The sequence below is a fragment of the Leucobacter sp. MMO-125 genome, from assembly GCF_037148395.1.
In the GTDB taxonomy this organism is placed as follows: Bacteria; Actinomycetota; Actinomycetes; order Actinomycetales; family Microbacteriaceae; genus Leucobacter.
In genome coordinates, this window is sequence record NZ_JBBCTL010000008.1 from 1 (window position 1) to 304 (window position 304).

Annotated in this window: 1 protein-coding gene; it reads left to right on the forward strand. The window is 56.9% G+C overall.

The annotated features are described in order from the left end of the window. On the forward strand, positions 1-304 hold a 304-nt coding region (locus tag WFI54_RS12725), incomplete at both ends, for an LGFP repeat-containing protein (RefSeq protein WP_442918941.1).

Here is a 304-nt window from a genome sequence, read left to right on the forward strand (position 1 = left end):
CAGGAGTTTGAGCGTGGTACGGCGTATTGGTCGAATCGGACTGGTGCTTCGGTGATCAATGGTGCGATTCGTGGTTTGTATCTGAGCGAGGGTGGCCCTGATGGGTATTTGGGTCTGCCTGTTGGTGCTGAGGTGCGTGCGAATGGGGTGTCGCGTCAGGAGTTTGAGCGTGGTACGGCGTATTGGTCGAATGGGACTGGTGCTTCGGTGATCAATGGTGCGATTCGTGGTTTGTATCTGAGCGAGGGTGGCCCTGATGGGTATTTGGGTCTGCCTGTTGGTGCTGAGGTGCGTGCGAATGGGG